We start from the raw sequence: 23,904 nt of genomic DNA on the forward strand, positions 1-23,904 counted from the left end.
AGAAATCACTATGCAACGCATCACCATCCTTGGCGCCACCGGCTCGATCGGCGTGTCCACGCTGGACGTGCTCGCCCGTCATCCGGAGCGCTACTCGGTCTACGCGCTGTCCGCCCACAACCGCATCGACGAACTGGCCGCCCAGTGCATCGCCTGCCGTCCCGCGCGCGCGGTGGTCGGCACGGCAGAAGGCGCCGGCCGCCTGACGGCGCTGCTGCGCGCCGCCGGCGTCAACACCGAAGTGGAATATGGCGAAGCGGCGCTGTGCAGCGTCGCCAGCGCGCCCGAAGTCGACAGCGTGATGGCGGCCATCGTCGGCGCCGCCGGCCTGGCGCCTACCTTGGCCGCGGCCCGCGCCGGCAAGAAAGTCCTGCTGGCCAACAAGGAAGCGCTGGTCATGTCCGGCCAGCTGTTCATCGACGCCGCGCACGAAGCGGGCGCAGTGCTGCTGCCTATCGACAGCGAACACAATGCGATCTTCCAGGGCATGCCGCAGTTCGGCGGCCGCGTGCCGGCGGTGCGCGACGCCAGGGCCGGCATCGCCAAGATCCTGCTGACCGCTTCCGGCGGCCCGTTCCTGACGCGCGACGTCGCCACGCTGGACGCGGTCACGCCGGAGCAGGCCTGCAAGCATCCCAACTGGTCGATGGGCCGCAAGATCTCGGTCGATTCCGCGACCATGATGAACAAGGGCCTGGAAGTGATCGAGGCCCACTGGCTGTTCGGCGCACCGGCCGAGCAGATCGAGGTGGTGATCCATCCGCAGTCGGTGATCCATTCGATGGTGTCGTATGTCGACGGTTCGGTGCTGGCGCAGTTGGGCAATCCCGACATGCGCACGCCGATCGCGCACGCGCTGGCCTACCCGGAGCGCATCGAATCGGGCGTGGCCCAGCTGGACCTGACGCAGATCGCCACGCTGCAATTCGAACGTCCCGACTTCAATCGCTTCCCTTGTCTGGCGCTGGCCTTCGACGCGCTCAAGGCCGGCGGCACCGCGCCGGCGCTGCTGAACGCGGCCAACGAGATCGCGGTGCAAGCCTTCCTCGACCTGAAGATCGGCTTCCGCCAGATCGACCGCGTGATCGCCCATGTGATGGCGGTGCTGCCGCACGGCGCGGCCCACAGCATCGAGGCGGTGATGGCGCAGGACGCCGCTGCGCGCGTCGCCGCTGAAACCTATATCGCCGGACTGGCAAAATGAACTTCCTGCAAACCGCACTGGCCTTCATCGTCTGCCTGGGCTCCCTGATCATCTTCCATGAGCTGGGTCATTACCTGGTGGCGCGCTGGTGCGGCGTGAAGGTGCTGCGCTTCTCGGTCGGCATGGGCAAGGTGGTGTGGTCGCGCCGCTTCGGGCCGGACCAGACCGAATGGGCCGTGTCGGCGCTGCCGCTGGGCGGCTACGTCAAGATGCTCGATGCCCGCGAGGCCGATCTCGGCGACCTGCCGCCCGAAGACCTCAAGCGCGAATTCACGCGCCAGAACGTATGGAAGCGCATCGCCATCGTGGCCGCCGGCCCTGCGGCCAACTTCCTGATCGCGATCGTGCTGTTCGCCGGCCTGTACATGCACGGCGTCGAAGAACCGACCAGCAAGATCAGCGTGCGCGCCAACGAAGCTGCTGTGCCCACCGCAGCATGGAGCGCGGGCCTGCGCAGCGGCGACGTGGTCACCGCCGTCAACGAGCAGCCGGTGGCCGTATGGTCCGAGCTGCGCTGGAACCTGATTCAATCGGCCATCGACAAAACCGAAGCCCGCATCGCCGTCGAGCGCACGGGGCAGGGCCGCTTCACCTTCGTGCTGCCGGCCGCCGTGCTGGCGACGCTGGACCTGGAAGGCGACGTGCCCGGCAAGCTGGGTGTGGGCGTGGCCCGTCCGGCGCCGGTGGTGCAAGAAGTGGTCGCAGGCGGCCCGGCCGCGCGCGCCGGCCTGCTCAAGGGCGACCTGCTGCTGTCGGTGGATGGCACGCCGGTCGCCGACGGTATCGCCTTCATCGACATCATCCGCGCCGCCGCCGGCAAGACCGTGCAGGTGGCCGTGCGCCGCGCCGGCCAGGAGTTGGTGCTGCCCATGGTGCCGCAGGCCGAACAGGCAAAGACCGGTAAGGGAACTGTAACAGTCGGTAAGATCAGCGCTTACGTCGCGCAGCTGCCGGATATGATCAGCGTGCCATCGTCCCCGATTGCGGCCGTCGGCAAGGCAGTGGCGCGGGTATGGGATACCTGCACCATGACGGTGAAAATGATCGGCAAGATGATCACCGGCGAAGTCTCGCTGAAGAACGTCACCGGCCCGATCACCATCGCCGATTATGCCGGGCAGACCGCACGAATGGGCGCGGCCAGCTATTTGAGCTTCATCGCCTTCATCAGCATCAGTTTGGGGGTAATGAATTTGCTACCAATTCCCGTTCTAGATGGGGGGCATTTGCTGTATTATTCGCTGGAAGTTTTAACTGGGCGTTCTGTGCCGGAGCGTTTTGGTGAGATTGCGCAGCGCCTGGGCATGGGTTTGCTACTGACATTAATGCTGCTGGCGGTGTTTAACGACGTCGCGCGGCTGCTGTAGCAGGCCCGCTTTTGCATTGACCATGTTTATGAGTAGTTCGTTGATTTAGCCATTGAATAACCCCAATGAAATTATATTCTGACCGTATTACTTCATCTTCCTTTCGCCGCAGCCTGATCGGCGCCGCTGTCCTGGCGCTGTGCGCCGGCAGCGCCATGGCCATCGAGCCCTTCGTCATCAAAGATATCCGCGTCGAAGGGATCCAGCGTACGGAAGCCGGTACGGTCTTCAGCTACCTGCCGGTACGCGTCGGCGAGACCTTCAACGACGACAAGTCCATCACCGCCATCAAGGCGCTGTATGCCACCGGTTTCTTCAAGGACGTCAAGCTGGAAGCCGACGGCGGCGTGCTGGTGGTGCTGGTCGAGGAACGTCCGGCCATCTCCAAGGTGGAGTTCACCGGCACCAAGGAATTTGAAAAAGACACGCTGGTCAAGGCGCTGAAAGACATCGGCGTCGGCGAGACCAAGATTTTCGACAAGGCGTCGGTCGACCGCGCCGAGCAAGAGCTCAAGCGCCAGTACCTGTCGCACGGCCTGTACGGCGTGAAGATCGTCACCACCGTCACCCCGATCGAGCGTAACCGCGTCAACATCACCTTCGCGGTGGACGAGGGCGACATCGCCAAGATCAAGCAGATCAACATCGTCGGCAACAAGGTATTCTCGGACAAGGAGCTGAAAGACCAGCTGGCCCTGAACACCGGCGGCTGGTTCAGCTGGTACACCAAGGCCGACCAGTACTCCAAGACCAAGCTGACCGGCGATATCGAGTCGCTCAAGTCTTACTATCTGAACCGCGGCTATATCGAGATGCAGATCGATTCGACCCAGGTGTCGATCACGCCGGACAAGAAGGACATCTACATCACGATCAACATCACCGAGGGTGAGAAGTACAAGGTCTCCGGCATCAAGTTCGAAGGCGAGACCTTCGGCCGCGAAGAGGAACTGCGCTCGCTGGTGCTGCTGCGCCAGGGCGAGACCTATTCGGGCGAACGCCTGACCGCCACCAACAAGCTGATCTCGGATCGCCTGGGCACCTTCGGCTACGCCTTCGCCAACGTCAACGCCAGCCCTGAAATCGACCAGAAGAAGCGCGAAGTCGCGTTCACCTTCTTCATCGATCCGGGCAAGCGCGCCTACGTGCGCCACATGAACATCGCCGGCAACACCACCACCCGCGACGAAGTGATCCGCCGCGAGTTCCGCCAGTTCGAATCGTCGTGGTACGACGCCAACAAGATCAAGTATTCGCGCGACCGCGTCGACCGCCTGGGCTACTTCAAGGACGTGACCATCGACACGCCTGAAGCGCAGGGCACGTCCGACCAGGTGGACGTCAACCTGACCGTGGTCGAACGCCCGACCGGTAACTTCCAGATCGGCGGCGCGTTCTCGCAGTCGGAGAAGTTCACCTTCCAGGCGGCGATCCAGCAGGCCAACTTCGCCGGTTCGGGCACCACCGTCGGCATCGAGCTCAATACCTCGAAGTACAGCCGCACGATTTCGTTCTCGCAGACCGACCCTTACTACACCGACGACGGCATCTCGCGTTCGTACGAAGTCTACCTGCGCACGCAGCAGCCGCCGGCGCTCAACATCGGCAGCTACACCATCCGCCAGCAGGGCGGCCGCATCAGCTACGGCGTGCCGTTCTCGGAAGTCGACACCGTGTTCTTCGGTATCGGCCTGGAACGCTCGAAGATCACCACCGACGCCACCTCGCCGGTGCGCTTCAAGGATTACGTGACCAGCATCACCGGCAACAAGGACGGCATCGGTACCGCCTCCACCAACGCCGTGCCGCTGACCGCCGCCTGGGCGCGCGACAGCCGCGATTCGGCGCTGACGCCGACCGTGGGCCGCTACCAGCGCTTCAACTTCGAGCTGGACGTGGTCGGCCGCCAGAAATACTACCGCGCCGTGTATGAGCACAACTGGTTCAAGCCGCTGACGCCGAAGATCACCCTGGCACTGAAGGGCGAGATCGACTACGGCCATGGCCTGGGCAACAGCAGCTACCCTGTGTTCAAGAACTTCTACGGCGGCGGCATCGGTTCGGTGCGCGGCTACCTGAGCTCCTCGCTGGGCGCGGTCGACAATGTGTACGGCGACGCCCTGGGCGGCGCTTCGCGCGTGATCGGCAATGCCGAGCTGCAGCTGCCGTTCCCGGGTTCGGGTCAGGACCGCAGCCTGCGCTGGTTCGGTTTCCTCGATACCGGACAGGTCTACCAGGAAGGCCAGAAGATGCGCTATTCCGAGCTGCGCTACTCGTCGGGCCTGGGTATCAGCTGGATTTCGCCGGTCGGTCCGCTCAAGTTGAGTTATGCTAAGCCTTTGAACGCCAAGCCGGGCGATCGTCTGGAACGCTTCCAGTTCCAGATGGGTACCGGCTTCTAAGGCGTCGGATAGACATTGCGATGGCATTGAGTACTAATTTTTACTTCGGAGAAACAAGTTGAAGACTGCGTCCGCTACCCTGACCAAATCTCTCGCCGTGCTTGCACTGGGCTGGTGTGCATTGGCGCCGGTGCAGGCCCAGACCTCGGCCTCGCGCATCGCCTGGCTGAGCGCTGAGCGCATCTACAACGAGTCCAAGCTGGCCAAGCTGGCCGGCGAGAAGCTGCAGGAAGAGTTCAAGAGCCGCGAGAAAGCCATGCAGGATATGGCCGCGCGCCTGAAGTCGGCGTCGGAAAAGCTGGAGAAGGACATGCCGACGCTGGCCGAAGCCGACCGCGTCAAGCGCCAGCGCGACGTGTTCGAGCTCGATAAGGAATACCAGCGCCGCCAGCGCGAGTTCCGTGAAGACCTGAGCCAGCGCACCAGCGAAGAGCGCCAGGCGATCTCGGAAAAAGCCACCAAGATCATCAAGCAGATGGCATCGGTGGAAGGCTTCGACATCGTGCTGCAGGATGCGGTCTGGGCCAGCCCGCGCATCGACATCACCGACAAAGTGCTGGCCGCGCTGGATAAAGACAAGTAAAACACATCAAGATTGGATCACCCGATGGGCACTCGACTAGGGGAATTGGTCGAACGCCTCGGCGGGCAGTTGGTGGGGGACGCGAACCTGGTTGTCACCGGGATCGCGCCACTGACGGACGCCGGCGTTTCGCACATCAGCTTTCTCAGCAATAGCAAACTGCGCGCGCAGGCGCTGCAAAGCCAGGCGGCGGCACTGATCGTGTCGGCCGCCGATGACGCTTTCATCGCCGCCGGATACGAAGGCGCGCGCATCGTCACCAACAACCCGTACGTGTATTTCGCCCGCGCGGCGCAGTATTTCGAATCCCTGACGGCCATCGTGCCGGCGCCCGGCGTACACGCCAGCGCGGTGGTGGCCGATGACGCCAGCATCGCCGCCAGCGCCCACGTGGGCGCGCGCGCGGTGATCGAAAGCGGCGCCGTGATCGGCGAGCGCGCGGTGATCGGCGCCGGCTGCTACATCGGCCGCGACGCCTTCATCGGCGAGGACACGCAGTTGTTCGCCAACGTGACCTTCCAGGCGCGCTGCGTGATCGGCAAGCGGGGCATCATCCATTCGGGCGCCGTGATCGGCACCGACGGTTTCGGTTTCGCCAACGAGGGCGGGGTCTACATCAAGATTCCGCAGACCGGGCGGGTAGTGATCGGCGACGATGTGGACATCGGCGCCAACACCACCATCGACCGCGGCGCGCTGGCCGACACGATTCTGGAAGACGGCGTAAAGCTGGACAACCAGATCCAGATCGGCCACAACTGCCATATCGGCGCGCACACGGCGATGGCCGGCTGCGTCGGCGTGGCCGGCAGCGCGAAGATCGGCAAGTACTGTACCTTCGGCGGCGCCGCCATGGTGCTGGGGCATCTGACCATCGCCGACAAGGTGCACGTGGGCTCGGGCAGCATGGTGTCGCGCTCCATTTTGGAGCCGGGACAGTACACGGGCTTTTATCCGCTGGCCAAGAACAGCGAGTGGGAAAAATCGGCCGCCATCGTTCGCAATCTGTCGACGATGCGCGATAAAATCCGCGCGCTGGAAAAAACAATTAAAACATTGACGAATCAAGACGAGAAATAATCATGACGACTACCACCCCTGTTACCTCCGAATCCACCTGCACCAAGAAGTGCCTGGATATCCACGCCATCAAACAGTACCTGCCGCACCGTTATCCGCTGCTGCTGGTGGACCGCGTGCTGGACTGGGAGTCGGGCAAGACCATCACCGCGATCAAGAACGTCACCGTCAATGAGGAATTCTTCAACGGCCACTTCCCGCACAAGCCGGTGATGCCGGGCGTGCTGATGATCGAAGCGATGGCGCAAACCGCCGCCATCCTGTCCTTCCTGACCATGGACATCAAGCCGGACGAGAACTCGGTGGTGTACTTCGTCGGCATCGACAACGCGCGCTTCAAGCGTCCGGTGGAGCCGGGCGACCAGCTGGTGATGAACGTCGAGATCCTGCGCGTCGCGCGCGGCATCTGGAAGTACAAGGCGGTCGGCACGGTCGACGGCCAGACCGCGGTCGAAGCGGAACTGATGTGCACCATCCGCAGCGCCACGGACGCCAGCCAGCCGGCAGGGAAGTAATCATGTCCAAGATCCACGCCACCGCCATCATCGATCCGAAGGCGCAGCTCGACGAATCCGTCGAGGTGGGCCCGTATTCGGTGATTGGTCCGAACGTCGTGATCGGCCCGCGCACGGTCGTCGGTCCGCATGTGGTCATCGAGGGCAATACGACCATCGGCAGCGACAACAAGTTCTTCCAGTTCTCGTCGATCGGCGCCGCGCCGCAGGACAAGAAGTGGAACGGCGAGCCGACCCGCCTGACCATCGGCGACCGCAACACCATCCGCGAGTTCTGCACCTTCAACACCGGCACGGTGCAGGACAAGGGCGTGACCTCGCTGGGTAACGACAACTGGATTTCGGCCTACGTCCACCTGGCGCACGACTGCCAGGTCGGCAGCAACACGATCTTCTCGAACAACGCGCAGATCGCCGGCCACGTCGAAATCGGCGACTGGGTCATCATGAGCGGCTTCGCCAATGTGCACCAGTTCTGCAAGATCGGCGCGCACGCGTTTGTCGGCATGAGCACTTCGCTGACGCAGGACGTGCCGCCGTTCGTGCTGTTGAACGGTAATCCGGCCCAGGCCCACGGCGTCAACATCGAAGGTCTGAAACGCCGCGGCTTCACGCGCGAGCAGATCAACGGCATCCGCACCGCCTACAAATTGATCTATCGCTCTGGCCTGACGCTGGAAGAGGCCAAGGTTGCGCTGCAAGCGGAAGAAGAAGCGACGCCGGCAGCGGCCGAGCAGATTCGTTCGATGCGCGAGTTCCTCAGCATCGCCAGCCGTGGCATCGTCCGCTGACCTGACGCCGGCCTCCGCGCCGGCTGCGCCGTCGCCGCTATCTTTGGCGCTGGTGGCGGGCGAACCGTCCGGCGACCTGCTGGCGGCACGGCTGCTGTCGGGATTGCGCCCGCATCTGCCGGAAGCGCGCTTCCACGGCATCGGCGGCGAACACATGATGGCCCAGGGCTTCGAATCGCACTGGCCCATGGACAAGCTGACCGTGCGCGGCCTGCTGGCCGTGATCCCGCGCTACCGCGAAATCAAGGGCATCCAGAACCAGCTGCGCGACCAGCTGCTGGCCGAGCGGCCGGCAGCCTTCATCGGCGCCGACTATCCGGGCTTTAACCTCGGGCTGGAAGAGCAGCTCAAGGCGGCCGGCATCCCGACCATCCACTACATCGGGCCGCAGATCTGGGCCTGGCGCGGTGGACGCATCAAGAAAATCATCCGCGCTGTGTCGCACATGCTGGTGGTGTTTCCGTTTGAAGAGGAAATCTACCGCCAGGCCGGCGTGCCGGTCAGCTATGTCGGCCATCCGCTGGCGGAGCTGATCCCGATGGTGCCGGACGAGGCGGGCGCGCGCCGCACGCTGGGCCTGGCGGAGGACGCCAATGTGGTGGCCATCATGCCGGGCAGCCGCATGTCCGAGCTCAAATACAACACGGCGGCCTTCGTCGGCGCGGCGCGGCTGCTGCTGCAGCGCGACCGCTCGCTGCGTTTCGTGGCGCCGATGGCGGGCGAGCGGCAGCGCCAGTACTTCCTCGAACTGGTGGCGCAGGCCGGCCTGCAGGACGTTGAGATACAGCTGCTGGACGGCCAGTCGCACACGGCCATCGCTGCGGCGGACGCGGTGCTGGTGGCCTCGGGCACGGCGTCGCTGGAGGTGGCGCTGTTCAAGAAGCCGATGGTGATCGCCTATCGCATGATGGAGCTGGAATGGCAGATCCTGCGCCACTTCGGCTACCAGCCGTGGATCGGTTTGCCGAACATCCTGTCGCGCGAGTTCGTGGTGCCGGAGCTGCTGCAAAACGCGGCCAACCCGCAGGCGCTGGCGGATGCGATGTGGAAGCAGCTGAGCGACGCGCCGCACCGCCTGCGGCTGGCGCAGCGCTTCACCGACATGCATCACAGCCTGCTGCGCAATAGCGCGGTGGAGAGCGCGGCCGCCGTGCTCAAGGTCATCAAAGCTTAACCGTATCAACGAGAATCAAAGTGAATAATCAAACCCCCGGCCTGTTCGACTTCCTGCCCGACTCGCCCGATGAAATCATATGCGGCGTCGACGAGGCGGGCCGTGGTCCGCTGGCCGGCCCGGTGTACGCGGCTGCCGTGATCCTGGACGTCTCGCGGCCCATCGAAGGCCTGCGCGATTCCAAGAAGCTGACCGAAGCCAAACGCGACCTGCTGGCGCCGCTGATCAAGGCCAACGCGCTGGCGTGGGCCATCGCCGAAGCGTCGGAAGAGGAAATCGACAAGCTCAATATTCTGCAAGCGTCGATGCTGGCGATGCGGCGCGCCGTGGAGGCGCTGAGCACCGTGCCGACGCTGGCCCTGATCGACGGCAACCGCTGCCCGGTGATGAAGATCCAGAGCATCGCAGTGGTCGGCGGCGACGACAAGGTCGATGCGATTTCTGCCGCGTCGATCCTGGCCAAGACCGCGCGCGACGCCGCGCTGGTGACGCTGCACGCGCAGTATCCGCAGTACTGCTTCGACCAGCACAAGGGCTACGGCACCGCGCTGCACCTGGAGCGCTTGCGTGAGCACGGCGCGTCGCCAGTGCACCGCCGTTCGTTTGCTCCGGTGCGCAAGGTACTGGAAGAATTCGCGGCGCGAGCCGGGGGAGCAGCATGAAGACCATCACCTCGCGCGACAACGCGCAGTACAAAGAGCTGGTCAAGCTGGCCGGCAGTTCGCAGGCGCGCCGCAAGTCCGGCCGCACGCTGCTCGACGGCGTGCACCTGTGCCAGGCCTTCCTGCAATTGCGCGGCCTGCCGGAGCAGTGCGTGGTCAGCGAATCGGCGCTGCACAACCCGGAAGTGATGGACATCGTCGGCCAGCTGGAGGCGAAGCACGCACACGTGCTGGGATTGCCGGATGCGCTGTACAACGCCGTCAGCCAGGTCGAACATGGCGTCGGCGTGATGTTTTTGATCGAGACGCCGGAACGCGCCGTGACCGAGCCGCTGGCCGTGTCGGCGGTGCTGCTCGATAACGTGCAGGATCCCGGCAACGTCGGCTCCATCCTGCGCAGCGCGGCGGCGGCCGGCATCACCCAGGTGTATTGCAGCGCCGGTTCGGCGTTCTGCTGGTCGCCCAAGGTGCTGCGCGCGGCCATGGGCGCGCACTTCGTGCTGGAGATTTTCGAGAACGTCGACCTGGCGGCGCTGGTGGCCGCATCCAAGGTGACGTCGCTCGCCACCAGCGGCTACGCCACCCAGCGCCTGTACGATGTCGACCTGCGCCAGCCGGTGGCGTGGCTGTTCGGCCACGAAGGGCAGGGCGTGGCGGACGATCTGCTGTCGATGGCGACCCATCAGGTGGTGATCCCGCACCTGGGCCAGGTGGAGTCGCTCAACGTCGCCGCCTGCGCGGCAGTATGCTTTTTCGAGCAAGTAAGGCAGAATCAGACATAACCGCAGCTTTTGGAGCCGTACATGGATATCGCGCAGTTGCACTTTCTGGTAGCCGAAGGGGATCAGGTACAACGGCATGCGCTGGCCGATATCCTGGTGCACCTGGGCGTGGGCCGCATCACGCAGGCGCCCGACGGCCATACTGCACTGCGCCATTTCAGCGCCGGCATCACGCCTAAAGTCGATATCGCCATCATCGACCTGGCCCTCCCGGGCATGGATGCGCTGGAGCTGATACGCCGCCTGGCCGACGCCAAATCGCGCGTCGGCGTGCTGGTGGTGGGGGCGCAGTCCAACGCGGTGTTGTTTTCGGTGGAGACCATGGCGGCCGCCTACGGCATCAATATGCTGGGCGCGATCGGCAAGCCGGTGATCGGCAGCCGGCTGGAAGCGCTGATCGCCAACTACCTGGAGCCGGAACAGGCGCATACCGCTTCATCGCGCGCGCAGGTGCCGCCGATCTCGTTCGCCGAGGTGGGGCAGGGCTTGCAGATGCGCGAGTTCGATCCCTTCTTCCAACCCAAGATCGAGCTGGAGACGGGGCAGGTCAAGGGACTGGAGATGTTCGCCCGCTGGCGCCATCCGCTGTATGGCGTGCTGGGGCCGGCGTCGTTCATGCAGGTGCTGGAGGATAACCGCCGCATCGATTTCCTCGACTGGAGCATGATCGAGAAGTCGGTGGCTGCCTGCCGCACGCTGCACGACCAGGGCATACCGATTTCGTTTTCCATCAATGTCGACCAGGGCACGCTGGCGCATCCGCAGTTCATGGAGCAGATCTCAGCCTGCCTGGAGCGGCATCGCATCATGCCCGACTACATCACCTTCGAGATGACCGAGTCGGCGGTGCTGACCACCGATCCGCATTTCCTGGAGCGGCTGCTGCGCTTGCGCATGAAGGGCTTCGGCTTGGCCATCGACGACTACGGCACGGGGCGCAGCAACCTGCAGCTGCTGGCGCGCATCCCGTTCTCCGAATTGAAGATCGACCGCAGCTTTGTCGACGGCGCTTCCAAGAAGCAGGCCATCGGCACGGTGCTGCGCTCCTGCCTCGGCCTGGCGCGTAGCCTGGACCGGCGCTCGGTGGCGGTCGGCGTCGAGACCAAGCAGGATTGGGATTTCCTGCAAGGGTTGGGCTGCACCTATGCGCAGGGCTATTACATCGCCAAGCCGATGCCGGTCGAAGAGTTCCCTGCCTGGCTGGCTGATTGGCAACATTTCTTCTAAGCGCAGCGGGCGCGGCCCGCTGCGTTCGGTTTGCGCGCCGTCAAATACCTAAGGCCGTTAGAAAAGCACACTGAATCTCCGCCTCCCGTCCGGGCAGGCGATCCATTCACGAGGTGCGACATGGCTAATCCCAAAGACAACGGCGGCGCGGTGGACGGCGCCGGTTCCATTTTGAGCACGGTGGCCGGCCCGGCCGAACCACCGCATCCGGAGCGGTTGGGGCCTCCGAACCCGATCGCCAATCAGCTGCTGGAAAAAGTCACCACCGACGAGCAGCTCGCCGTCGAGATGCCCTTCAACGAGACCAAGCCGCTGGAATACGGCGAAGCCGCCTTCACGCCGCACGTGGGCGAGACGCGCACTCCCGCCAGCCAGCTCGCCACCGCCGGCACCAGCACCGAAACGGTGGCCTCGCCCAAGGTCGGCGACGGCCATCCGGACCTCGGCGACAATCCGCTCGATGGTCCGCTGGATCGGGTGCGGGTGGACGACAGCGGCCGCGAACTGACCACCAACCAGGGCGTGAAGGTGGCCGACAACCAGGACAGCCTGAAGATAGGCCTGCGCGGCCCGACGGCGATGGAAGACTTCATCCTGCGCGAAAAAATCACCCACTTCGATCATGAGCGCATTCCGGAACGCGTGGTGCACGCGCGCGGTTCGGCGGCGCATGGCTATTTCGAAAGCTACGCCGACCACAGCGCCATCACGCGTGCGTCGCTGCTGGGCGAGGCAGGCAAACGCACGCCGGTGTTCGTGCGCTTCTCGACGGTGGCCGGTGAGCGCGGCTCGGCCGACACGGTGCGCGATGTGCGCGGCTTCGCGGTCAAGTTCTACACGGACCAGGGCAACTGGGATTTGGTCGGCAATAACATCCCCGTGTTCTTCATCCAGGACGCGATGAAGTTCCCGGACCTGATCCACGCGGTCAAGCCGGAGCCGCACAACGGCATGCCGCAGGCGGCCAGCGCGCACGATACCTTCTGGGACTTCGCCTCGCTCAGCCCCGAGATCACGCACATGCTGATGTGGCACACCTCGGACCGCGCGATCCCGCGCAGCTACCGCATGATGCAGGGCTTTGGCGTGCACACCTTCCGGCTGGTGAACGCGCAGGGCGCTTCGCTGTTCTGCAAATTCCACTGGACGCCGATGGCCGGCACGCATTCGCTGGTGTGGGACGAGGCGGCCCGCCTGACCGGCGCCGATCCCGACTACCACCGGCGCGATTTGTGGGAGGCCATCGAGGCTGGCCAGTTCCCCGAGTGGGAGCTGGGCGTGCAGACCTTCAGCGCCGAACAGGCGGCGCAGTTCCCCTTCGACGTGCTCGATCCGACCAAGCTTGTGCCGGAGGAAATGGTGCCGGTGCGGCCGCTGGGCAAGCTGGTGTTGGACCGCAATCCCGACAACTTCTTCGCCGAGACCGAGCAGGTGGCCTTCTGCGCCGCCCACGTGGTGCCGGGCATCGACTTCAGCGACGACCCGCTGCTGCAAGGGCGCATTCATTCGTACATCGATACGCAGATCTCGCGCCTGGGCGGGGCCAACTTCCACGAGATCCCGATCAACACGCCGCTGGCGCAGATCCACAACAACCAGCGCGACGGCATGCACCGGCAGTCGCTTAACCGGGGGCGGGTCAGCTACGAGCCCAATTCGCTGGCGGGCGGCTGTCCGTTCCAGGCCGGGGCGGCGGGATTCACCAGCTTCCCCGAGCCGCTGACGGCGGCCAAGGTGCGTGGCAAGCCGGAGCTGTTCGCCGACCACTACTCGCAGGCGCGCTTGTTCTGGAACAGCCAGACGGCGGTGGAGCAGAACCACATCATCGCCGCCTTCCGCTTCGAGCTGACGCGGGTGCAGACGCCGGCCATCCGCCGTCGCGTGCTGGCCGGTTTGGTCAACGTCGCGCAGAAGCTGGCCCAGGGCGTGGCCGATGGCCTGGGCATGGAGGTGCCGCCACCGCTGCCGCTGGCGACCGATCTGCCGATCCACAATTACCCGCCGTCGTCGGCGCTGTCGTTGTTCAGCCGTCCCGGCACGACGGGCATCAAGACGTTGCGGGTGGCGCTGCTGGTGGCGCCGGGCGTCGATGCCGGGCAGGTGCGGCAGTTGTACGCGGCGTTGCTGGATGGTGGTGCGGTGCCGCGTCTGATGGGCGAGCGGGTCGGCCCCTTGCCGGGCTCGGACCTGGACGTGGAGATCAGTTTCGAGACGGGGCCGTCGATGTTGTGGGATGGCGCCATCGTGCCGGATCGCGCCGACGCCTACACGCTGGTGGACGACGAGCCGCAGAGCACCACGCCGGGCGGCACGCTGCTCAACCGGGAGGTCGCGGCGGTGGAGTTCCTGCGGCTGCAATACCGGCACGACAAGCCGCTGCTGGCGTTGGGTAACGGCGCGAAGTTGGTGTACGCGGCTGGCTTGCCGCTGGCGCTGCCGGATGGTGAGATCGATCCTGGCTTGATCATTGCGGAGCGCGGCGATAGTGACGGGCCGCTGGCGCGGTTCGAGGGGGCGTTGGTCCATCGCCGCGTTTACGCTCGCGAAACCGATCCCCCACGCGTCTGACGTGTCATTCCCGCGCTAATCCGGCCGGTAGCTGGCGCGCACGCCTTCCAGCAGCGCCGCCAGCGACTGCCGGTCGCGCCATCGGCCTTCGGCCATCACGCCCAGCGGCGTGCGCAGCGTCGCCAGTCCTTCCAGCGGATTGTGCTCGGTCAGCACCAGATCGGCGCGATATCCGGTCACGATCTGCCCGAACGCCACGCCGCCCTTGGTGCGGGCGATGAAAGCCCCCGGCGCGCGGGTGGCTGTGACGAGTGCCTGATAGCGGCTCAACTGCGAGCGCTCCAGCTCCATCAGATTGTCGTGCAAAGAGTAGCCTGGCGCCACGCCAGGGATGGTTGGTGCGTCGGTGCCGGACAGCAGTTCGACGCCGCCGTCGGCCAGGGCCTTGGTCAGCTTGCGCAGAAAAACCAGCTTGGCCTCCAGTCGCGCCGACTTGGCGCCGTAGCCGCTGCGCCGCCACGCCTGCACATCGGCCGGGGCCACGTACGCCGTCTGCGGCTCGGCCAGGATGGCGCGCAGGCGTTCGGGATGGCCCATCTGGCCGGCCAACGCCTGGTAGGTGACGACGTCCGCGATCACCGCCGCGCCGTAGCGCCTGGCCAGCGCCACCGCCTCGGGTATGCGCGCCTCGTCAGGCGGCGTATCGGTTTCCTGCCCGCCGGCCGGCGTGAAATAGGTGTAGAAGAATTCCTCCAGATGCACGACCAGCACCTGGCCTTGCGCCAGCTGGCGCTCCAGCCGCACGGCCGTCACGCCATGGCCCACCAGCGGCAGGCCCTGTGCGCGGCCTGCTTCGGCCAGCGCGCTGAATACATCCGGCGCCAGCCCGACGTAGACCTTGATGAAATCGTAGCCGTTGGCGGCCGCCAGGTCGACCACCGCGCGCGCCTGCGCTGGTGTCTTGATCTGCAAGCCGTTGTAGTCCGGCGTGCCGTCCACCATCAGGCTGGTGTAGACATGGGGGCCGGGCAGCGATCCACGCGCCACGGCGGGAACGATGCTGTCAACGAGGTTGGCGCGGGCGCCGCCCATGTTGAGCAGCGTGGTCACGCCGTTGGCCAGATATAGCGCCAGGTCGTTGCGGGTTTCGGAATGGGTGTGCATGTCGGCCAGGCCGGGCGACAGCCACGCCTCGCCATGGCCATCAATGACCTGATAGCCAGCCGGCACAGCCAGCGCCACGCCGACCGCTTCGATGCGGCCGTCGCGCACCAGCACCGTCTGGTCGCGCAGCACGCGCTCGCTGTCCATCGGCACCAGGTTGACGTGCACGAAGGCTGTGGACTGGGCCCACGCTGCGAGCGGCGCCACGGCTGCGAACAGCAGCGCGGCAAACCGCATGGACCGCAGCGCGAGCCGGGGCATCAGTACTCGCGCCGGTTAGGCTTGATCTCTTGCAGGATGGTGGTCGAGATTTCCTCGATCGACTTGGTGGTCGACGACAGCCAGCGTATGCCTTCGCGCTTCATCATCATCTCCGCCTCGTTGACTTCGTAGCGGCAGTTCTCGATCGACGCGTACTTGCTGCCTGCGCGGCGCTCGTTGCGGATCTCGGCCAGGCGCTCTGGCGTGATGGTCAGACCGAAGATCTTCGGCTTGAACTCGTACAGCGACGACGGCAGCTTGCCGCGCTCGAAATCGTCCGGGATCAGCGGATAGTTGGCCGCCTTGATCCCGTACTGCATCGCCAGGTACAGGCTGGTCGGGGTCTTGCCCGAGCGCGATACGCCCACCAGGATCACGTCCGCCGAGGACAGGTTCTTGTGCGACTGGCCGTCATCGTGCGCCAGCGAGAAGTTGATCGCCTCGATGCGGTTTTTGTATTCCTCGCTGTCCACAATGTTGTGCGAACGGCCGATGGTGTGGGTCGATTTGACGCCCAGTTCCTGTTCCAATGGGGCAACAAATGTTTGGATCAAATCCATGTGCATGCCCTTGCACTGGCGGATCACGTTCGACAGTTCGGTCTTGACCAGGGTCGAAAAGATGATCGGCCGTTGACCATCAGTCGCAAACGCCTCGTTGATCTTGCGTGCAGCGTCGTGCGCCTTGTCCAGCGTATCGATGAAGGGCAGCCGGATCTGGCGGAAGCGCAGCTCGAACTGGGTCAAAACCGAGTGACCAAAGGTTTCTGCCGTGATGCCGGTGCCGTCGGAAACGAAGAAGACCGTGCGGGCTACGGCGGGCAGGGGAGGACGTTGTTCTTGTGTCATGTAGAGTAAGCCTGTCATTATTGTGAATCGTCAATTTGGGCCGCAGGCTGTAGAATGGGCGCCATAGGTAAGATTGTGCTGCACGACGACCAGAATAACAAGAAACAAGTCTGCGCCTCGCTGGAAGATTTCTATCATCAAAAAGGTGTCATTATGTCCAACGCAGCATTGAAGGAGCAGAGTAACGGAGCGGTATACGTCGCATCGTTCGAACATTTGCGCATGACGGATGTCGAATCCGTCGGCGGCAAAAACGCCTCATTAGGCGAAATGATCAGCCAACTGGCTGGCGCCGGCGTCCGGGTTCCGGGCGGCTTCGCCACCACGGCCCAGGCTTTCCGTGACTTCCTGTCGCACAGCGTCGACGGCGGCAAGCCGCTGGCCGAGCGCATCGCCGACCGTCTGGCCGACCTGAATATCGACGACGTGCGCGCCCTGGCGCAAGCCGGCGCCGAGATCCGTCAATGGATCGTCGAAACCCCGTTCCAGCCACGCCTGCAACAGGAAATCGAAACCTTCTACAACCAGCTGGTTGCCGATTCCAGCACCGAGATGTCGTTCGCCGTGCGTTCCTCGGCCACCGCCGAAGACTTGCCGGACGCTTCGTTCGCCGGTCAGCAGGAGACTTTCCTCAACGTGGTCGGCATCGAGAACGTGCTCGACGCGATGAAGCATGTCTTCGCATCGCTGTACAACGACCGCGCCATCTCCTACCGCGTACACAAAGGCTTCACCCACGCTGAAGTCGCGCTGTCGGCCGGCGTGCAGCGCATGGTCCGTTCGGATCTGGGCGCGGCTGGCGTGATGTTCACCATCGATACCGAGTCCGGCTTCAAGGACGTGGTCTTCGTCACCTCCAGCTATGGCCTGGGCGAGACGGTGGTGCAGGGCGCGGTCAACCCGGACGAATTCTACGTCCACAAGCCGATGCTGGAAAAAGGCAAATCGCCTGTCATCCGCCGCAACATCGGCTCCAAGCTGCTGAAGATGGAGTTCACCAACGAAGCCAAGGCTGGCCGTTCGGTCAAGACCGTGGACGTGCCGGTCGAACTGCGCAACCGCTACTCGCTGAACGACACCGAAGTGGTGGAGCTGGCCAAGTACGCCGTCATCATCGAGAACCACTACGGCCGTCCGATGGACATCGAGTGGGGCAAGGATGGCCGCGACGGTAAGCTGTACATCCTGCAAGCGCGTCCTGAAACCGTCAAGTCGCAGCAGAAGGCGACCGATGTGCAGCAGCGCTTCAAGCTGAAATCCTCCGGCACCGTGCTGGCCTCGGGCCGTGCTATCGGCCAGAAGATCGGCGCCGGTCCTGTGCGCGTGATCCACGATCCGGCCGACATGGAGCGCGTGCAGCCGGGCGACGTGCTGGTCGCCGACATGACCGACCCTAACTGGGAACCGGTGATGAAGCGCGCTTCGGCCATCGTCACCAACCGTGGCGGCCGTACCTGCCACGCGGCGATCATCGCCCGTGAACTGGGCGTGCCTGCGGTTGTCGGTTGCGGCGACGCCACCGAGATCCTGAAGGACGGCACCTTCGTCACCGTGTCCTGCGCCGAAGGCGACGAGGGCAAGATCTACGACGGTCTGCTGGAAACCGAAATCTCGGAAGTGTCGCGCGGTGAGCTGCCTAAGCTGCCGACCAAGATCATGCTCAACGTCGGCAATCCACAGCTGGCCTTCGACTTCCAGTCGGTGCCGAACGGCGGCGTTGGCCTGGCGCGTCTTGAGTTCATCATCAACAACAACATCGGCGTGCATCCAAAAGCGATTCTGGAATACCCGAACATCGACGCCGATCTGAAAAAAGCGGTGGAGTCGGTCGCGCGCGGCCACGCCTCGCCGAAAGCCTTCTACGTCGACAAGCTGGCCGAGGGTATCGCCACCATCGCCGCCGCCTTCTGGCCGAAGCCAGTGATCGTGCGCCTGTCGGACTTCAAGTCCAACGAGTACAAGAAGCTGATCGGCGGTTCGCGTTACGAGCCGGATGAAGAAAACCCGATGCTGGGCTTCCGTGGCGCGGCGCGCTACCTGGCTGCCGATTTCGCCGGCGCCTTCGAGATGGAGTGCGCCGCCATGAAGCGCGTGCGTAACGACATGGGTCTGACCAACGTCGAGATCATGGTGCCGTTCGTGCGTACGCTGGGCCAGGCCGAGAAGGTCGTCAACCTGCTGGCTAAAAACGGTCTGGTACGCGGCGAGAACGACCTGCGTCTGATCATGATGTGCGAAGTGCCGTCCAACGCCATCCTGGCCGACAAGTTCCTCGAACACTTCGATGGCTTCTCGATCGGTTCCAACGACCTGACCCAGCTGACCCTGGGCCTGGACCGCGATTCCGGCATGGCGCTGCTGGCGGCCGACTTCGACGAACGCGACGAAGCCGTCAAGGCCTTGCTGTCGCTGGCGATCAAGGCTTGCCGCGCGCAGGGCAAGTACATCGGCATATGCGGCCAGGGGCCTTCCGATCATCCGGACTTCGCGGTCTGGCTGATGGAACAGGGCATCGAATCGATGTCGCTGAACCCGGACTCGGTGATCGACACCTGGCAGAAGCTGGCAGCACTGCAAAAGTAATTAAGTGTTGACGTAGGCGTAAATTGGTTTAGACTGGTGTTATCGAATTGAGTTGTAAATAACACTATCAATACCAAGCGCCTTGTAGCAAAAACCCTCGCAGCCCGCACCGGGAAGCGGGGGTTTTTGCATTTTTAAACCTGAGAGGAGTGCATCATGGCTGACTGGAGTTTTTGGTTGGTGGCGGCTGGCGCTACTGTGATCCTGGAACTGTGCAGCGGAACCTTCTATCTGCTGATGATCGCCATCGGCCTGACGTCCGGCGCGCTGGCTGCGCTGCTGGGCTTTGGCATGGCGACGCAGACGCTGCTTGCCGCCGTGGTCGGCGTGGCGGCCACCGTGCTGTTGCGGCGCAGCCGCTTCGGCAAGCTGATGGACAACACCGAGGCCGCGCGCGACCCCAACGTCAATATGGACATCGGCCAGACCGTGCACGTGCCGGCCTGGCAGGACGGTGCAGCGCGCGTGATGTATCGCGGTGCGTTGTGGGATGTGGAACTGGAGACGGGCACGGTGGCCGGCAGCAGCGCGGCGCCCGGGCAATACACGATACGCGAAGTACGCGGCAGCCGCCTGATCGTGGCAGCCTAAGATTTACCTACTGGAGAGTTTTATGGATATCAGTTTCGGCAATGTCACCTTCATCCTTTTCATCCTGGCCTTGGTGTTTGTGTTCAAGACCATCAACGTCGTTCCGCAGCAGCACGCCTGGGTGGTCGAACGGCTCGGCAAATACCACGCCACGCTGGGGCCTGGCCTGAACATCGTGATTCCTTTCGTCGACCGCATCGCCTACAAGCACGTGCTGAAGGAGATCCCGCTGGATGTGCCGCCGCAGGTCTGCATCACGCGCGACAACACGCAGCTGCAGGTTGACGGCATCCTGTACTTCCAGATCACCGACGCGATGCGCGCCTCGTATGGTTCGTCGAACTACATCGCCGCCATCACGCAGCTGGCGCAGACTACGCTGCGTTCGGTGATCGGCCGCATGGAACTTGATAAAACGTTTGAAGAGCGCGAGCATATCAACACCGCCATCGTCAATGCGATCGATGAATCGGCCGCCAACTGGGGCGTGAAGGTGCTGCGCTACGAGATCAAGGATTTGACGCCGCCGAAGGAAATCCTGCACGCGATGCAGGCACAGATCACCGCCGAGCGTGAGAAGCGTGCGCTGATCGCTGCATCGGAAGGCCGCAAGCAGGAACAGATCAACATCGCCAGCGGCGAACGCGAAGCGCAGATCGCCCGTTCGGAAGGCGACAAGCAGGCCGCCATCAACCGCGCACAGGGCCAGGCCGCAGCCATCGTCGCGCTGGCCGAGGCGAATGCGTCGGCGCTGCGCCAGGTGGGTGCGGCGATCCGCGAGCCGGGCGGCGAGGACGCCGTCAACCTGAAGGTGGCCGAGCAGTACGTCGGCGCCTTCTCGCAGCTGGCCAAGACCAACAACTCCATCATCATCCCGGCCAACCTGGGCGAGATGAGCGGCTTGATCGCCACCGCCATGCAGGTGGTTAAATCGCAGAAGGATGCGCCGCTGGTCAAGCCGGCCAAGGCTTAACGCAGCCCGGCGCGCGTCAGGCCATCGCCAGCGCGCGCACCGTTACTTGCTGGCCGTCGAACGGCGGCGCGGCCGCCATGCCGGCCACGCCGTACTGGAAGGGATCGAGCGGCCATTCATGCAGGCCGCTCCACACCACGCGGAACGGATGGCCAATGGCGAGCGGCATCAGCGCGATCTCCACCAGGCTGATGTCGCCCAGCGTCGGGTCGACGGTGCACAGCGTGGCGGCCGGGTCGTACACCGCCAGCGTGCCCGGCGTGGCGCTCATCACATGCACCGTCTCGCCGGCGATGGAAGCGAAGCCTATGACGCCGGCGCCGCCCAAGCGCAACACCGCCTTGCGCACGCCGGAGCTTTGCGCCGCGCGCGCCAGCAGCTGCGGCGCGCTGCCCGCTGCAATGCGGCTCGGGCGGAAGCTCGACACCGTCATCGCGTAGTCCACGTCCCCGTGCAGCACTGCCTGGCCCGCGCCCTGGCCGAGCAGCTGCGCCGCCAGCGCCAGTTGTTCTTCGCTCGGCTGCGCGGTCAGCAGCGCGGCGCGGCTGGCGGCCGGTGCGGAAACCCAGTCCAGGCGCGACGCCAGCTCCGGCAAGGCGCGGTAGCTGCCGGACGACGCCTCCAGCGATTGCAGCGTTTGCGTCGGCGCGTCCAGCTGGCCGATGCTGACGCCGGGTAGCGGACGCTCAACCGCGATAGCTTGCGCATGGCGTGGCGCCTGCGCTGCCGCGTGCTGGTAGCGCGCGACGTTGTGCGCATCCCAGGTATGCTGCCGCAGGCTGGCGACGATCTTGTCGAGTGCGACCTGCGCAGCCGCCACCGTCAGGTGAGTGCCGTCGAGATCGAACTCCGGCCGCAGGTAGCCGTCCTTGCACAGCTCCGGCCACACATCGATGAAAGGAATGCCGATGGCCGCGCACTCGCGCGCCAGGAACTGGTTGGCGATCACGGTCAGCTTGGCGCGCACCGACTTGTGCACCTTGGTCCAGCGCTGCGTGGCCGCGTCGTCCGGCGTGCGTGGCGGCACGCAGTGCACCAGCATGCGCGTGAAGCCGAAGGCGCGCAGCAGCCGCAAGCCTTCCGTGAAGGGCGACAGCAGCTTCTCCATCTGCGCGCGGATGGTGGCGTAGGCCACCGGCCGTTTGTCGCGGTCGACGCCGTAGTGCGCATCGTCGGGCAGTTCGAAATCGTAGTCGGCGAATTGGCTCAGCAGATGATGGATGTCCAGGTCGCCGATGCACAGCACCACGGCCGGCGCCACGACGGCGCGCTTCTCCATCCATGCGCCGCTGATGGTGCTGCCGTCCAGCGAATGGTGGGCAGGGGACAGGTCGGGGCGCAGCAGCTCCTCGGCGCGGAACGCTTCCAGCAAATCCTGGTGGAAGGCGCGTACCGCCGGATCGCAGAAATTCTGCGCCAGCACGTGCGGCAGGTAGCGGGTGCGGGTCTGGAACAGCTGCTCGCTGCCGGCGGTGCGGAACAGCAGATTGCGGAAGATGAGGGTGTGGCTTTCGCCGATGAGGTGGATGGGACTCGGCGTGCCGAGCAGGGTAACCGCCATTATGCTTGTCCTTTCGCCGTGTGGCTGGCCAGTGCGTCCATCACCAGCTGCTCGTCGCACATCGGCTGGTCCGGCAGCGCAGGCGTGGCGGCTCGCGCTGCGGCGGCAGGTGCCGGGATGGCCGCATCGCCCATGTACTGGCGGCGGAAGCAGGCGATCACGTGCTCGACGGCGGCCGGCAGCACGCTGCGGCGGTCGGGCGCGAAGTAGTTGTTGCTGTCGCCGCTGGCGGTGACGATTTCATACGACGCGAAGTAGTGCGCGTTGGCGTGCTTGCGCACGATCTCCTCGCAGGCCACACGCAGCACCGCCTTCGAATAGGTGGTCGCTTGCAGCACGTGGCGTTCCTCGAAGGTCGCCATCAGCGGCACCGGCGACACCGTCAGGATCACCTGCGCGCGCGGGTTGACCTCGGCCAGCCGCGTCATGAACTGCGACATATGCTCGCTGACCTCGGCCACGCTGAAGTTGTGATAGCGGTGGCGGGCCGGATCGAACTCGCCGCCCAGGCCGGAGCCGGGACAGACCGGGAACACCGCGCCATCCTCGTTGCTGAGCCACGATTCGGTCAGGCCCAGCGTGAAGACGAAGACGTCGAGCTGCTCGAACATGCTACGCACGGCGGCCAGGTGTTCGCGCCGGTCCCACAGGCACTCGCTCTCGCTGGCGTAGCCGCCCGGCTGCACCGACGGCCGGAACGGATCGACATAGCCGCCTTCGGCGTTGCGCCACAGCGGCTCGGCCGGTTCGAAGCGGCCGTAGGCGCGGTCGAACAGTTGCAGCAGTTGCAGCGTGGTGTAGATATTGCCGTAGCGCGCGGAGTAGACGCCGTAGCCCAGCGCCTTGCGGTCCGCCTCGGCGATGAAGCCGGGGCCGGTCTCGGCCACCATGTAGCCGTAGCCGCTTTGCTGCAGCGCTTCGGCGATGCGTTGTGCGAAGCAGCTGCCGGCCGACGCCACCTGCTGCTGCGGCGTGATCTGCATGCGCGGCGCCAGATGGGGATCGATGTCGGCGGCCGGTTTGCCGGCCACAGCATCTTTCCAGCGCGCGCCAGCCGGCACCTTCAGATACGGGGAGGATGGGTGTAGCGACATGGGGGCGTCTGATAAAATGTTGGAGGAAACAATATATCATACGGGCCGCCTGCAAAAAGCGGCCTCGACAGGAGCAACGATGGGTACATGGGCGGTGGACGCGTTCGGCAACGACTACGCGCAGGACTGGGCGGAAGATCTGGAGCAGACCAGCAACCTGGAAGCGGTGGAGAGCACGCTCGACACGGCGCTGGAAAACAACGGCGGCATGCTGGAAGCGCCGTTCGGCGCCGAGGCCTTGGTGGCGATCGAAGTGCTGGCGCGCTTGCAAGGCAAGGGCGGCGAGCGCAGCGAAGACAGCGCGGCGGTGGACGCCTGGGTGGAGGCGCGCAAGCCCAAGGCCCGCGTGCGTACCGACCTGGCCGAGAAGGCCGGCCGCGCCATTGAGCGCATCCTGTCCGAGCAATCCGAGCTGCGCGAGCTGTGGGCCGACAGCGAGCATTACGCCGACTGGCGCGCGGCGGTGGAAGAACTGCGCGGCCGCATCGCCGCCTGAAAAACAAAACGCCCCGACTTCGGGGCGTTTTTCATTGC

General features: G+C 64.7%; 20 protein-coding genes. 16 read left to right on the top strand and 4 right to left on the bottom strand.

Annotated elements, in window-relative coordinates; all coding sequences use genetic code 11:
* Positions 1-10: 10 nt before the first annotated feature.
* The 12 genes from ispC (at position 11) to GEV01_RS00610 (ending at position 14,355) form a co-directional block, all read left to right on the top strand.
* A complete protein-coding gene (ispC, locus tag GEV01_RS00555) occupies positions 11-1,204 on the top strand; it encodes a 1-deoxy-D-xylulose-5-phosphate reductoisomerase (RefSeq protein WP_152800695.1) in 1,194 nt (397 codons plus the stop codon).
* On the top strand, positions 1,201-2,571 hold the full coding sequence (gene rseP / locus GEV01_RS00560; protein WP_152800697.1) for an RIP metalloprotease RseP: 1,371 nt from the start codon (positions 1,201-1,203) through the stop codon (positions 2,569-2,571). The genes ispC and rseP overlap by 4 nt, the downstream gene beginning before the upstream one ends.
* 65 nt (positions 2,572-2,636) lie before the next feature.
* The gene (gene bamA, locus GEV01_RS00565) at positions 2,637-4,973 is read left to right on the top strand and encodes an outer membrane protein assembly factor BamA (protein ID WP_152800699.1); all 2,337 of its coding nucleotides are present in this window, start codon (positions 2,637-2,639) and stop codon (positions 4,971-4,973) included.
* Positions 4,974-5,031: 58 nt separating this feature from the next.
* Positions 5,032-5,556 carry an OmpH family outer membrane protein gene (locus tag GEV01_RS00570; RefSeq protein WP_152800701.1) on the top strand — a complete coding sequence of 175 codons (525 nt, stop codon included), beginning with the start codon at positions 5,032-5,034 and terminating at the stop codon, positions 5,554-5,556.
* A 24-nt stretch (positions 5,557-5,580) separates the two neighbouring features.
* Positions 5,581-6,636, top strand: a complete 1,056-nt coding sequence (gene lpxD / locus GEV01_RS00575) for a UDP-3-O-(3-hydroxymyristoyl)glucosamine N-acyltransferase (RefSeq protein WP_152800703.1) — start codon at positions 5,581-5,583, stop codon at positions 6,634-6,636.
* A 2-nt stretch (positions 6,637-6,638) separates the two neighbouring features.
* Entirely contained in the window at positions 6,639-7,151 is a 513-nt protein-coding gene (fabZ, locus tag GEV01_RS00580) for a 3-hydroxyacyl-ACP dehydratase FabZ (protein ID WP_152800705.1), read from the top strand.
* Between the two features lie 2 nt (positions 7,152-7,153).
* A complete protein-coding gene (gene lpxA / locus GEV01_RS00585; RefSeq protein WP_152800707.1) occupies positions 7,154-7,942 on the top strand; it encodes an acyl-ACP--UDP-N-acetylglucosamine O-acyltransferase in 789 nt (262 codons plus the stop codon).
* The gene (lpxB, locus tag GEV01_RS00590) at positions 7,926-9,116 is read left to right on the top strand and encodes a lipid-A-disaccharide synthase (protein ID WP_328595399.1); all 1,191 of its coding nucleotides are present in this window, start codon (positions 7,926-7,928) and stop codon (positions 9,114-9,116) included. The genes lpxA and lpxB overlap by 17 nt, the downstream gene beginning before the upstream one ends.
* Positions 9,117-9,136: 20 nt before the next feature.
* Positions 9,137-9,778: a ribonuclease HII gene (gene rnhB, locus GEV01_RS00595; protein WP_328595400.1), complete on the top strand. Its 642-nt coding sequence runs from the start codon at positions 9,137-9,139 to the stop codon at positions 9,776-9,778.
* Positions 9,775-10,560, top strand: coding sequence for a TrmH family RNA methyltransferase (locus GEV01_RS00600; RefSeq protein ID WP_152800709.1), 786 nt, complete (start codon positions 9,775-9,777; stop codon positions 10,558-10,560). The genes rnhB and GEV01_RS00600 overlap by 4 nt, the downstream gene beginning before the upstream one ends.
* A 21-nt stretch (positions 10,561-10,581) precedes the next feature.
* Positions 10,582-11,787: an EAL domain-containing response regulator gene (locus GEV01_RS00605; RefSeq protein ID WP_152800711.1), complete on the top strand. Its 1,206-nt coding sequence runs from the start codon at positions 10,582-10,584 to the stop codon at positions 11,785-11,787.
* Positions 11,788-11,907: 120 nt separating this feature from the next.
* Positions 11,908-14,355 carry a catalase gene (locus GEV01_RS00610; RefSeq protein ID WP_152800713.1) on the top strand — a complete coding sequence of 816 codons (2,448 nt, stop codon included), beginning with the start codon at positions 11,908-11,910 and terminating at the stop codon, positions 14,353-14,355.
* A gap of 15 nt (positions 14,356-14,370) precedes the next feature.
* Here GEV01_RS00610 and GEV01_RS00615 read toward each other — a convergent pair whose 3' ends face one another.
* Together GEV01_RS00615 and ppsR are read right to left on the bottom strand one after the other, a co-directional pair.
* Entirely contained in the window at positions 14,371-15,720 is a 1,350-nt protein-coding gene (locus GEV01_RS00615) for an amidohydrolase family protein (RefSeq protein ID WP_152800715.1), read from the bottom strand.
* Complete coding sequence (gene ppsR / locus GEV01_RS00620) at positions 15,720-16,568, bottom strand: posphoenolpyruvate synthetase regulatory kinase/phosphorylase PpsR (protein ID WP_008449263.1); 849 nt, start codon at positions 16,566-16,568, stop codon at positions 15,720-15,722. Before ppsR ends, GEV01_RS00615 begins: the two co-directional genes overlap by 1 nt.
* A gap of 153 nt (positions 16,569-16,721) precedes the next feature.
* Here ppsR and ppsA point away from each other — a divergent pair, with 153 nt between their 5' ends.
* From ppsA to GEV01_RS00635, 3 genes are all read left to right on the top strand, one after another.
* Complete coding sequence (ppsA, locus tag GEV01_RS00625) at positions 16,722-19,151, top strand: phosphoenolpyruvate synthase (protein WP_152802245.1); 2,430 nt, start codon at positions 16,722-16,724, stop codon at positions 19,149-19,151.
* Positions 19,152-19,307: 156 nt separating this feature from the next.
* Positions 19,308-19,742 carry an NfeD family protein gene (locus tag GEV01_RS00630; RefSeq protein WP_152800717.1) on the top strand — a complete coding sequence of 145 codons (435 nt, stop codon included), beginning with the start codon at positions 19,308-19,310 and terminating at the stop codon, positions 19,740-19,742.
* 22 nt (positions 19,743-19,764) lie between these two features.
* Entirely contained in the window at positions 19,765-20,715 is a 951-nt protein-coding gene (locus GEV01_RS00635; protein ID WP_152800719.1) for an SPFH domain-containing protein, read from the top strand.
* A 16-nt stretch (positions 20,716-20,731) separates the two neighbouring features.
* On the opposite strand, the gene GEV01_RS00640 is transcribed toward GEV01_RS00635, so the two are convergent.
* Positions 20,732-22,276, bottom strand: coding sequence for an SGNH/GDSL hydrolase family protein (locus GEV01_RS00640; RefSeq protein WP_152800721.1), 1,545 nt, complete (start codon positions 22,274-22,276; stop codon positions 20,732-20,734).
* The gene (locus GEV01_RS00645; protein ID WP_152800723.1) at positions 22,276-23,370 is read right to left on the bottom strand and encodes a GSCFA domain-containing protein; all 1,095 of its coding nucleotides are present in this window, start codon (positions 23,368-23,370) and stop codon (positions 22,276-22,278) included. Before GEV01_RS00645 ends, GEV01_RS00640 begins: the two co-directional genes overlap by 1 nt.
* Before the next feature lie 79 nt (positions 23,371-23,449).
* Here GEV01_RS00645 and GEV01_RS00650 point away from each other — a divergent pair, with 79 nt between their 5' ends.
* Positions 23,450-23,866 carry a DUF4259 domain-containing protein gene (locus GEV01_RS00650; RefSeq protein ID WP_152800725.1) on the top strand — a complete coding sequence of 139 codons (417 nt, stop codon included), beginning with the start codon at positions 23,450-23,452 and terminating at the stop codon, positions 23,864-23,866.
* Positions 23,867-23,904: the final 38 nt, after the last annotated feature.

This window comes from Rugamonas rivuli (assembly GCF_009380165.1).
Lineage (GTDB): Bacteria > Pseudomonadota > Gammaproteobacteria > Burkholderiales > Burkholderiaceae_D > Rugamonas > Rugamonas rivuli.

What these genes read in the sequence shown, in the direction of transcription:
- GEV01_RS00650 (WP_152800725.1), top strand. Translation starts at nt 23,450, where the DNA reads ATGGGTACATGGGCGGTGGACGCGTTCGGCAACGACTACGCGCAGGAC.
- GEV01_RS00610 (WP_152800713.1), top strand. Translation starts at nt 11,908, where the DNA reads ATGGCTAATCCCAAAGACAACGGCGGCGCGGTGGACGGCGCCGGTTCC.
- bamA (WP_152800699.1), top strand. Translation starts at nt 2,637, where the DNA reads ATGAAATTATATTCTGACCGTATTACTTCATCTTCCTTTCGCCGCAGC.
- GEV01_RS00630 (WP_152800717.1), top strand. Translation starts at nt 19,308, where the DNA reads ATGGCTGACTGGAGTTTTTGGTTGGTGGCGGCTGGCGCTACTGTGATC.
- ppsR (WP_008449263.1), bottom strand. Translation starts at nt 16,568, where the DNA reads ATGACACAAGAACAACGTCCTCCCCTGCCCGCCGTAGCCCGCACGGTC.
- GEV01_RS00635 (WP_152800719.1), top strand. Translation starts at nt 19,765, where the DNA reads ATGGATATCAGTTTCGGCAATGTCACCTTCATCCTTTTCATCCTGGCC.
- lpxD (WP_152800703.1), top strand. Translation starts at nt 5,581, where the DNA reads ATGGGCACTCGACTAGGGGAATTGGTCGAACGCCTCGGCGGGCAGTTG.
- lpxA (WP_152800707.1), top strand. Translation starts at nt 7,154, where the DNA reads ATGTCCAAGATCCACGCCACCGCCATCATCGATCCGAAGGCGCAGCTC.
- GEV01_RS00645 (WP_152800723.1), bottom strand. Translation starts at nt 23,370, where the DNA reads ATGTCGCTACACCCATCCTCCCCGTATCTGAAGGTGCCGGCTGGCGCG.
- GEV01_RS00615 (WP_152800715.1), bottom strand. Translation starts at nt 15,720, where the DNA reads ATGCCCCGGCTCGCGCTGCGGTCCATGCGGTTTGCCGCGCTGCTGTTC.
- GEV01_RS00600 (WP_152800709.1), top strand. Translation starts at nt 9,775, where the DNA reads ATGAAGACCATCACCTCGCGCGACAACGCGCAGTACAAAGAGCTGGTC.
- ppsA (WP_152802245.1), top strand. Translation starts at nt 16,722, where the DNA reads ATGTCCAACGCAGCATTGAAGGAGCAGAGTAACGGAGCGGTATACGTC.
- ispC (WP_152800695.1), top strand. Translation starts at nt 11, where the DNA reads ATGCAACGCATCACCATCCTTGGCGCCACCGGCTCGATCGGCGTGTCC.
- GEV01_RS00640 (WP_152800721.1), bottom strand. Translation starts at nt 22,276, where the DNA reads ATGGCGGTTACCCTGCTCGGCACGCCGAGTCCCATCCACCTCATCGGC.
- fabZ (WP_152800705.1), top strand. Translation starts at nt 6,639, where the DNA reads ATGACGACTACCACCCCTGTTACCTCCGAATCCACCTGCACCAAGAAG.
- GEV01_RS00605 (WP_152800711.1), top strand. Translation starts at nt 10,582, where the DNA reads ATGGATATCGCGCAGTTGCACTTTCTGGTAGCCGAAGGGGATCAGGTA.
- rseP (WP_152800697.1), top strand. Translation starts at nt 1,201, where the DNA reads ATGAACTTCCTGCAAACCGCACTGGCCTTCATCGTCTGCCTGGGCTCC.